Consider the following 9,363-nt stretch of genomic DNA (forward strand, 5'->3'; position numbering starts at 1 on the left):
TATTTATGTAAGCCAAGATTAAGCGATAACTTTGGCTACAACACCAGCACCTACGGTACGGCCACCTTCACGGATAGCGAAACGCAGGCCGTCGTCCATCGCGATCGGGGCGATCAGGGTAACAACCATTTTGATGTTGTCGCCTGGCATTACCATCTCTACGCCTTCCGGCAGTTCGATGGTACCGGTCACGTCGGTTGTACGGAAGTAGAACTGCGGACGGTAGCCCTTGAAGAACGGGGTGTGACGACCACCTTCTTCCTTGGACAGCACGTACACTTCGGATTCGAACTTGGTGTGCGGCTTGATGGAACCCGGCTTGGCCAGTACCTGACCACGCTCAACTTCTTCACGCTTCACGCCACGCAGCAGGGCGCCAACGTTCTCACCGGCACGACCTTCGTCCAGCAGTTTGCGGAACATTTCAACACCGGTACAGGTGGTAGAAACGGTGTCTTTGATACCGACGATTTCTACAGTCTCACCTACCTTGACGATACCGCGCTCTACACGACCGGTAACTACGGTACCACGGCCAGCGATGGAGAAGACGTCTTCGATAGGCATCAGGAACGGCTGGTCAATGGCGCGCTCCGGCTCCGGGATGTAGGTATCCAGGTGGTGAGCCAGCTCGATGATCTTCTCTTCCCATGCAGCGTCGCCTTCCAGCGCTTTCAGCGCGGAACCACGTACTACCGGTAGGTCATCACCCGGGAAGTCGTACTCGGTCAGCAGTTCACGAACTTCCATCTCGACCAGTTCGAGCAGCTCTTCGTCGTCTACCATGTCGCACTTGTTCATGAACACGATCATGTACGGGATACCAACCTGGCGACCCAGCAGGATGTGCTCACGAGTTTGCGGCATCGGGCCGTCAGTCGCGGCTACTACCAGGATCGCGCCGTCCATCTGGGCAGCACCGGTGATCATGTTCTTAACGTAGTCGGCGTGACCCGGGCAATCTACGTGGGCGTAGTGACGGATCGCGGTGTCGTATTCTACGTGGGAGGTGTTGATGGTGATACCACGCTCACGCTCTTCCGGTGCCTTGTCGATCTGGTCGAAGGCGAAAGCTTTACCACCGAAGTGCTTGGCCAGCACGTTGGTGATGGCGGCGGTCAGGGTGGTTTTACCGTGGTCAACGTGGCCGATGGTACCCACGTTAACGTGCGGTTTATTACGCTCAAATTTTTCTTTAGACATGATCGTCCCTCTAAACTAACGCTGAGTACGCGGTGGCAAGCTAACCACAGAACAGTTTATATGATGGATTTGAATCAGGGGGACAGAGAGGATGGTGCTGGCAGGCAGGTTCGATTGCCGAACTCACCCTAGGGTGTGGCTTTCAGAATTACCTGAGCCATATCAGCATCTTGGAGCGGGCAGCGGGAATCGAACCCGCATCATCAGCTTGGAAGGCTGAGGTAATAGCCATTATACGATGCCCGCATTTCTCTAACCCAAAGAACTCAAACCGCAGAGAAATATGGTGGAGGGAGAAGGATTCGAACCTTCGAAGGCAGAGCCGTCAGATTTACAGTCTGATCCCTTTGGCCGCTCGGGAACCCCTCCGATTGCACGAATGCCACAACGGTAATTCTGCTTGCACCCGTTGTGTTTGTCGCTTTTGCTGGGCAAATAGACGACAGACATCCAAGCGTCGCGCATTTTATGGTAAGGATTTTGGGGATGCAACCATTGCGCCCTGCAAAATGTGCATTATTGCCGGGATCCAGGCAAAAAAACGCTCCTCCTCCGTCCCAACCGGACACGTCCCTTGTCGCTCCCGATCCCTTGGTGTATGGTCGCCCTGCCCAAGAAACAGTGATGACACCATGACGACAGAGCATAACCCCTATTTGCAATTCACCCGCGAACAATGGGCGTTATTGCGCGATGCGGTCCCCCTGACCCTGACCGAACACGATCTGCAAACCCTGCGCGGGATCAACGAGAAGGTGTCATTGCGCGAGGTGGAAGAGATCTATCTGCCCCTTTCCCGCCTGCTCAATCTCTACGTCAAGGCCAAGCAGCGCCGCAGTCGGGTGCTGGAGCAGTTTCTCGGCCAGTCCCGCGGCAAGGGCACCTACATCATCAGCATCGCCGGCAGCGTGGCGGGGGGAAAGAGCACCACGGCCCGTATCCTGCAGGCATTGCTGGAACGCTGGCCCGAGCATCCGCGGGTGGAACTGGTCACCACGGATGGCTTCCTCTATCCCAACAAGGAGCTGGAAGCGCGTGGGCTGATGCGCCGCAAGGGTTTTCCGGAATCCTACGACATCCGTCATCTGGTGGAGTTTGTCGCCAACATCCGTGCGGGTCACGAGAAGGTCGAGGCCCCCGTCTACTCCCACCTCATCTACGACATCCTGCCCGATGAGAAGAAGGTGGTGGAGCAGCCGGACATCCTGATCCTGGAGGGACTCAACGTGCTGCAGAGCGGCATGGATTACCCTCAGGAGCCCCACAGGGTCTTCGTGTCAGATTTTGTCGACTTCTCCATCTATGTGGACGCCGACGCCGAACTGCTGCGCGCCTGGTACATAGATCGCTTCCTCAAGTTCCGCAGCGGTGCCTTCTCGGATCCCGACTCCTACTTCCACCACTATGCCAAGCTGGCGGAAAGCGAGGCGACCGAGATTGCCAGCAACATATGGCAAGACATCAACTATCTGAATCTGCAAGAGAACATCTTGCCGACCCGGGAGCGGGCCAACCTGATCCTGACCAAGGGACAAGAGCACGCCATCGAGCAGATCAAGCTGCGCAAGTGATCGCAGCGGATCGCAGGATAACGAAGAGGGGGCCCGCAGGCCCCCTCTTCCATTGGATTCTCATGAGCCGCTCTCGCTCAATCCCCCCGGCGCAGGGAGATCTCCCCCCCTAGATAGAGCCTGATCCCCTCGTCCGTCTCCAGCCGCAGGGCACCGCGATCGTCGATGCCCCGGGCGATGCCGCGGATCACCTGCTCCCCCATCAGCAACTTCACCGGTTGGCCGGCAAAGTAGTCAAGCCGGTTCCAGCTCTCGACGAAGCTCGCCAGACCGCTCTGCTCGAAGGTCTGCATGGCCTCTTGCAGGTGCAGGAGTACGCAGGCCGCCAGCTGGTTGCGATCCACCAGTTCGGGCTGAACGTGGCGCAGCTCTGACCAGGCCTGATCGATCTTCTCCCCCTGCTGGCTCGGCATCGCCAGATTGAGGCCGACCCCGATCACCAGGTGACAGCTGGCGCCGGCACTGCCGCTCATCTCCACCAGGATGCCCGCCAGCTTGCGGCCCTGGTAATAGAGGTCGTTCGGCCACTTGAGCTCCACCCCGGGGTAGCCGAGGGATTCCAGCGCCTCCACCACGGCCACCCCCACCGCCAGACTCAGCCCCATGGCGGCCGCCATGCCCTGCTCGAGCCGCCAGTACATGCTGAGGATCAGCTGGCAACCGAACGGCGAGACCCAGGGCTTGCCACGGCGCCCCCGACCGGCGGTCTGGCACTCGGCCAGGCAACTCTCGCCGGAGCTCAGCTGGTTGACCCGCTCAAACAGATACTGGTTGGTGGAGTCGATCACCGAGAAGCAGTGCACCGGCGCCATGGGGGCCAGGGCCTGCAGTTGCGCCTCGTCATAGAGTGCCATGGGAACGGCCAGGCGGTACCCCTTGCCGGTCAGGCTGAACAGATCCAGCCCCAGCTCCTTGAGGGCGGCCATGTGCTTGCTCACCGCCGCCCGGCTGATGCCTAGCTGCTCCCCCAGCTGTTCGCCGGAGTGAAACTGGCCATCGCTGAGCAGGGTGATCAGGGTCTGCCTGACGGGGGTGAAGGTCATGCCAGCACCTCGTCGAGCCAGGTCTCGCCGGTGAGCCCCATGAAGCGCACCTCGTGCTCCAGCACCACGCCGAACTTGTGCTCAACGCTGTCACGCACATGGGCCGCCAGGGCGATGAGCTCCATGGCACTGGCGCCCCCGAGGTTGACCAGCACCAGCGCCTGCTCCTGGTGGACGGCGGCGCGGCCGATGGCAAAGCCCTTGAGCCCGCACTGATCGATGAGCCAGCCCGCCGCCAGCTTGACCTGCCCTTCCCCTGCCGGATAGCAGGGCATCTGCGGGTATTGCCCCTTGAGTGCATCCGCCACCGAGGCCGGCACCACGGGGTTCTTGAAGAAGCTACCCGCGTTGCCGAGCACCGCGGGATCCGGCAACTTGGCCATGCGGGTGGCGCAGACGGTGTCGAAGATGGCCTGCGCACCAGGGTGCTCGCCGAGGGCCGCCAGGGGACCATAACCGATCACGGGCTGCCAGGCCTTGGGCAGGCGCAAGCCGACGGCGGTGATGAAGTGGGTGTCCTGATAATCGTGCTTGAAGATGCTGTCGCGATAGCCGAACCGGCAGTCGGCCGCCGCTATGCGCTCCACCTCGCCGCTCTGCCAGTTGAATGCCTCCACATAGGCACAGAACCGGGCCAGCTCGACCCCGTAGGCGCCTATGTTCTGCACCGGGGCCGCACCGACTGTGCCCGGGATCAGCGCCAGGTTCTCCAGCCCGTGCCAGCCCTGTTGCAGAGCATGGCACACCAGCTGGTGCCACTCCTCCCCCGCCGCCACGTGCAGCAACCAGTGGCTGTCGTCCTCCTGCAGTTCGATGCCTTTCATTCGGTTGAGCACGACCAGACCGGCAAAATCATTGCAGAACAAGATGTTGCTCCCACCACCCAGCACCAGGCGCGGCAAGACGCTCAGCTCCGGATCGGCCCGCAACTGGCAAAGATCATCCAGCCTGGCCACTTCGGCAAGCCAGAGGCAGTGTGCGTCCAGGCCCAGGGTATTGAGGGCCGACAGGGGGGCATGGGGAGTGAGTTTCATCTGCGTGTTCCGACAAGGGCAAGGGCGCAGTTTACCCCAGATCCCCCGGGACGAAAAACCCGGGTACTGTTCGGACTCAAACCGCTGGAGTAAAGTAAGCCCTTCAGCCCGTTGAGGAAGCATGAATGAACAATCAATTCGCCGTCATCGGCCTCGGCCTGTTCGGCAGCGCACTGTGTGAAGAGCTGCAGTTGCAGAATGCCGAGGTGCTGGCCATCGATATCGACGAGAGCAAGACCCGCCAGATCGCAACCCTGTGCAATCACGTCATCGTCGCCGATGCCACCGATGAGGCCACGGTCGCCGAGCTGGGACTGGCCAATTTCGACATCGTCTTCGTGGCCATCGGCGACAACCTCGAAACCAGCATTCTCACCACGCTGGTGCTGAAGGAGGCGGGGGTGAAGAAGGTGTGGGTCAAGGCGCGCGACAAGTTCCACGCCAAGATCCTGCAAAAGGTGGGCGCCGACAAGGTGATCAACCCGGAGTGGGACATGGGCCGCCGGGTCGCCCAGAGCATGCTGGACAACCGCCTGTTCGACTACCTGGAGCTGGGGCACGAGATGGTGCTGACCGAGTTCGTGATCGGTCTGCAACAGAACGGTCGTACCCTGGCCGATCTCAATCTGCTGCAACAGAACGACTTCCAGTTGCTGGCCATCAAGCGCGGCGAGGTACTGCACAACGTGCTGACCGGCAAGATGGAGCTGCAACTCGGTGACATCCTGATCCTGGCTGGCAACAAGCACGCCATCGATCACTGGCTCGACACCCTATGATCAACTGGCGCAGCAACTACGCCTTCGCCCTGCATCGGGATACCGAATCCCGCTGGAGTGAAGCCAGGCTGATCCTGGGCAGCTTTCTCATCATCCTGCTGGTCGGTACCCTGTTTCTGGTGCAGCCATCGAGTCACAAGGGCGAAGTCACCTTCATCAATGCCCTGTTCACCGCGACCTCGGCCATCAGTGTGACCGGACTCGGGGTGGTGGATACCGGCACCGCCTTTACCCTGCAAGGGCAGATCATACTGCTGATGCTGATGGAGATAGGGGGCCTGGGCCAGATGACCATGACCCTGCTGCTCATCGCCATGTTCAGCAAGCGGGTCGGTCTGCGCCAGCAGATACTGGCGAAGGAGGCGCTTGGTCAGGAGGGTTCGGTCAACATCATCCAGTTGGTGAAGCGCATAGTGCTGTTCGCCCTGATAGCCCAGTTGATCGGCACCGCCATCATGGCCATTCGCTGGGTGCCGGAGATGGGGTGGAGCCATGGCCTCTACGTCAGCTTTTTCCACGCGGTCTCTGCCTTCAACAACGCCGGTTTCTCGCTGTTTTCCAACAATCTCATCGACTACAGAGACGACCCCATTATCAGCCTGACCATACCGGCCCTGCTCATCCTCGGCGGGATAGGTTTTACCGTCATCGTCGACCTGGCGCGCAACCATCGCTGGCGCAGGCTGAAGCTGCACAGCAAGCTGATGCTGCTGATGACCCCCGTCCTGCTGCTGCTTGGCACCCTGATGTTCTGGCTGCTGGAGCACAACAATCCCGCCACCCTCGGCAACGCCGGGCCAGGCGGCCAGCTGCTGGCGGCCTTCTTCCAGTCGGCCACGGCGCGCACGGCCGGCTTCAACACGGTGGACATAGGCCAGATGGTGCCCGCCTCCCTGCTGTTCATGATGATGCTGATGTTCATCGGCGCCGGTACCACCTCGACCGGTGGCGGCATCAAGGTCACTACCTTCGCCGTGGTGTTGCTGGCCACCAGGGCCTTTCTGACCAAGCGACCCCATGTCACCGCCTTCGGCCGTACCCTGTCACCCCAGATAGTGACCCGCTCCCTGGCCATCATCATCGTCAGTACCATGGTGCTGATGCTGGCCATGTTCCTGTTGATGCTCACCGAGTCGCAGCCCTTCGACAAGATCATGTTCGAGACGGTCTCGGCCTTTGCCACCGTCGGCCTCTCGACCGGCATCACCGCCTCCCTGAGCGAACCGGGCAAGCTCATCCTGGTGCTGGTGATGATCTGCGGCCGTCTCGGCCCGCTGACCCTGGCCATCATGCTCTCCAGACCGAGCGAGACCCGGATCCGCTACCCGGAAGAGAACGTCTACACCGGCTGATCGAATACCAGATAAAGCGAGAGGGGCCCAGGGCCCCTCTCGCTTTTGCGCCTCAAGTCGCCGCCATGATCCCGGGTCACTCAGGCCGCCTTGCTTCTGGCCGGGCGCTTGCCCGCCCCCTTGCGGGGCGCCGCACCAGTACCACTGGCCGCCGAGCGCTTGCGGCTGAAGCGCCGCTTGCTGGCCCCCGGCGCCTCCCTGGGCAGGGCGCTGAAACTTGCCCCCGAATCCTGCCTGGCACCCTCGATCAAGGCATGCAACTGATCCGTCAACGGCCCCATAAATTGCTGGTAACTCGCGTGACGCTCGGCGATCCGGCCCAGGTGCTGCTCCCACAGCGCCGTCATGTCCGGCGTGGTGGCGGTGGCAGGCAAGGCCTGGATCAGGGCCCGTCCGGTCGGGGTCGCCTTGATGCTCTTGCCCTGCCGCACCAGGAAACGCCGCTTGAACAGCAGGTCTATGATGCCGGCCCGGGTTGCCTCGGTGCCCAGGCCATCGGTCTCGCGCAGGATCTTGCGGATCTCGGGATCCTGCACATGGCGGGCTATGCCCGTCATGGCGGCCAGCAGGGTAGCGTCGGTGAATGCCTTGGGGGCCTGGGTCATCTTCTCCAGCAGCTCGCCCCGCTCGCACGACAGTTGCTCCCCTTCTCGCAGCGCAGGCAGGGTGCCGGCCTCCTCCTCATCGTCCTCCTCGACCCCGAGCAGCGCCTTCCAGCCCGCCTTGAGGATGCGCCGCGCCTTGGCCTGGAACAGGCCGCCCGCGATACGCAGCAACACCCGGCTGTCGTTGTACTCGAACGGGGGGTAGAACTGCAGCAGGTACTGGCGGGCGACCAGGCCATAGAGCTTGCCCTCGTCGGCGGAGAGGCTGGCCAGGTTGCCATGCTTCTCGGTGGGGATGATGGCGTGATGGGCATCCACCTTGCCGTCATTCCACGCCTTGCTGCGGATCTTGCCGTCCGCCTCGGCCACGGCGCTGGCCAGCGTCGGGGCCGTGGCGGCGATGGCATCCCGCACCTTGGGCGCCCGGTTGAAGTGATCGCTTGGCAGATAACGGCTGTCGGATCTCGGGTAGGTGATGAGCTTGTGGCGCTCGTAGAGGCTCTGGCAGACATCCAGCACCCGCTTGGCGTCCATGCCGAACCGCTTGGCGGCATCGATCTGCAGGCTGGAGAGGTTGTAAGGCAGTGGCGCCGCCTGTTTCCGGGCTTGCTCCTCCACCTCCTCCACCCGGGCTGGCTGGCCCTGGATCCGCTCCACCACCTTGGCGGCCAGTGCCCGGTTGAGCACCCGCCCCTCCTCGTCCTGCCAGGGCGCACAGGCCTCGGAGGGCAGCCACTTGGCGCCGAACCTTTCATTGCGCTCCGTCACCACATGGGCCAGCACCTCGTAGAAGGGTTTGGGGACGAAGGCCTCTATCTCGAGATCCCGCCGCACCACCAGCCCCAGCAGCGGCGTCTGCACCCGACCGACCGAGAGCAGCTCGCTGCAACCGGCCTTGCGCCCGAGCAGGGTATAGGCGCGGGTCATGTTGATGCCGTAGAGCCAGTCGGCCCGGCTGCGGGCCAGCGCCGACACCGCCAGCGGCACGAACTCCTTGTTGTCTCTGAGTTTGTCGAGGGCCCGGCGCACCGCGGGGGGATTGAGATCGCTGATGAGGCAGCGCTGCACCGGCTTGAGTTTGGGATAACCGAGGAAGTCGATCACCTCGTCCACCAGCAGCTGCCCTTCCCTGTCCGGGTCACCGGCATTGACCACGCAGTCGGCCTGCTTGATGAGCCGCTTGATCACGGCAAGCTGGCTCCTGGTCTTGGGCTTGGCCACCAGCTGCCACTGGCTCGGCACTATGGGGAGTTGCTCCATGCGCCACTGCTTGTAGGCGGCATCATAGGCATCGGGCTCCGCCTGCTCCAGCAGGTGGCCGATACACCAGGTCACCACGTCTCCCTGCGCCGTCTCGATGAAGCCCTCCCCCTTCTTGTGGGGCTTGGGCAGAACATCGGCGATGGCGCGGCCAAGGCTGGGCTTTTCGGCAATAAAGAGTCGCATGACTGACAAACCTGATCACTGTATATGCAAACAGTATATATCGAGCCTTTCATAAAGCCCAACACAGGCCCATTCAGGACCAGAGCGTCGCACTGGAGCGCAAAACGTCGCGACAGCGCCGTTTCCAGCATGATTAGTGCGGATATGATGACCAAAAGAGAGCCAAATAAGGCTAAACTGACAAAGTTAACACTCTGAATTTGATCTAAATTCAAACAATAGTGATTTGGTGAAACTTAAAACCAAAAAAAACCAATTCAAAGAATAAAAAGCATAACCGAGGTCAACTCCTCACCTACCAAGACTACTACTATATTGATAATACCCGAT

Annotated in this window: 7 protein-coding genes and 2 tRNA genes; 3 read left to right on the forward strand and 6 right to left on the reverse strand. The window is 61.3% G+C overall.

Features of this window, described 5'->3' with window-relative positions; all coding sequences use genetic code 11:
• Window positions 1-18: 18 nt before the first annotated feature.
• The 3 genes from tuf to ACWPWQ_RS20460 all read right to left on the reverse strand — a co-directional run bounded on the left by tuf (window position 19) and on the right by ACWPWQ_RS20460 (window position 1,572).
• Window positions 19-1,203, reverse strand: coding sequence for an elongation factor Tu (gene tuf / locus ACWPWQ_RS20450; protein ID WP_025328607.1), 1,185 nt, complete (start codon window positions 1,201-1,203; stop codon window positions 19-21).
• 171 nt (window positions 1,204-1,374) lie between these two features.
• Window positions 1,375-1,449 (reverse strand) — tRNA-Gly (locus ACWPWQ_RS20455).
• A 38-nt stretch (window positions 1,450-1,487) separates the two neighbouring features.
• Window positions 1,488-1,572 (reverse strand) — tRNA-Tyr (locus ACWPWQ_RS20460).
• A gap of 263 nt (window positions 1,573-1,835) precedes the next feature.
• On the opposite strand from ACWPWQ_RS20460, the gene coaA reads away from it, so the two are divergent.
• Entirely contained in the window at window positions 1,836-2,774 is a 939-nt protein-coding gene (gene coaA, locus ACWPWQ_RS20465) for a type I pantothenate kinase (RefSeq protein WP_139437877.1), read from the forward strand.
• Window positions 2,775-2,851: 77 nt separating this feature from the next.
• On the opposite strand, the gene birA is transcribed toward coaA, so the two are convergent.
• Both birA and murB read right to left on the reverse strand, forming a co-directional pair.
• Window positions 2,852-3,817, reverse strand: coding sequence for a bifunctional biotin--[acetyl-CoA-carboxylase] ligase/biotin operon repressor BirA (gene birA / locus ACWPWQ_RS20470; protein ID WP_454010640.1), 966 nt, complete (start codon window positions 3,815-3,817; stop codon window positions 2,852-2,854).
• Window positions 3,814-4,851, reverse strand: a complete 1,038-nt coding sequence (gene murB, locus ACWPWQ_RS20475) for a UDP-N-acetylmuramate dehydrogenase (protein ID WP_454010641.1) — start codon at window positions 4,849-4,851, stop codon at window positions 3,814-3,816. Before murB ends, birA begins: the two co-directional genes overlap by 4 nt.
• A 125-nt stretch (window positions 4,852-4,976) precedes the next feature.
• On the opposite strand from murB, the gene ACWPWQ_RS20480 reads away from it, so the two are divergent.
• Both ACWPWQ_RS20480 and ACWPWQ_RS20485 read left to right on the forward strand, forming a co-directional pair.
• The gene (locus ACWPWQ_RS20480; protein WP_042650608.1) at window positions 4,977-5,630 is read left to right on the forward strand and encodes a potassium channel family protein; all 654 of its coding nucleotides are present in this window, start codon (window positions 4,977-4,979) and stop codon (window positions 5,628-5,630) included.
• Complete coding sequence (locus tag ACWPWQ_RS20485) at window positions 5,627-6,982, forward strand: TrkH family potassium uptake protein (RefSeq protein ID WP_454010642.1); 1,356 nt, start codon at window positions 5,627-5,629, stop codon at window positions 6,980-6,982. The genes ACWPWQ_RS20480 and ACWPWQ_RS20485 overlap by 4 nt, the downstream gene beginning before the upstream one ends.
• 80 nt (window positions 6,983-7,062) lie before the next feature.
• On the opposite strand, the gene ACWPWQ_RS20490 is transcribed toward ACWPWQ_RS20485, so the two are convergent.
• Window positions 7,063-9,033, reverse strand: a complete 1,971-nt coding sequence (locus ACWPWQ_RS20490; RefSeq protein WP_429108689.1) for a DNA topoisomerase III — start codon at window positions 9,031-9,033, stop codon at window positions 7,063-7,065.
• Window positions 9,034-9,363 lie beyond the last annotated feature (330 nt).

The organism is Aeromonas sp. Marseille-Q7275 (assembly GCF_965119515.1).

Bases quoted from the DNA above. Each gene is read 5' to 3' on its own strand.
- birA (WP_454010640.1), bottom strand. From the start codon at position 3,817: ATGACCTTCACCCCCGTCAGGCAGACCCTGATCACCCTGCTCAGCGAT.
- ACWPWQ_RS20490 (WP_429108689.1), bottom strand. From the start codon at position 9,033: ATGCGACTCTTTATTGCCGAAAAGCCCAGCCTTGGCCGCGCCATCGCC.
- ACWPWQ_RS20480 (WP_042650608.1), top strand. From the start codon at position 4,977: ATGAACAATCAATTCGCCGTCATCGGCCTCGGCCTGTTCGGCAGCGCA.
- ACWPWQ_RS20485 (WP_454010642.1), top strand. From the start codon at position 5,627: ATGATCAACTGGCGCAGCAACTACGCCTTCGCCCTGCATCGGGATACC.
- murB (WP_454010641.1), bottom strand. From the start codon at position 4,851: ATGAAACTCACTCCCCATGCCCCCCTGTCGGCCCTCAATACCCTGGGC.
- coaA (WP_139437877.1), top strand. From the start codon at position 1,836: ATGACGACAGAGCATAACCCCTATTTGCAATTCACCCGCGAACAATGG.
- tuf (WP_025328607.1), bottom strand. From the start codon at position 1,203: ATGTCTAAAGAAAAATTTGAGCGTAATAAACCGCACGTTAACGTGGGT.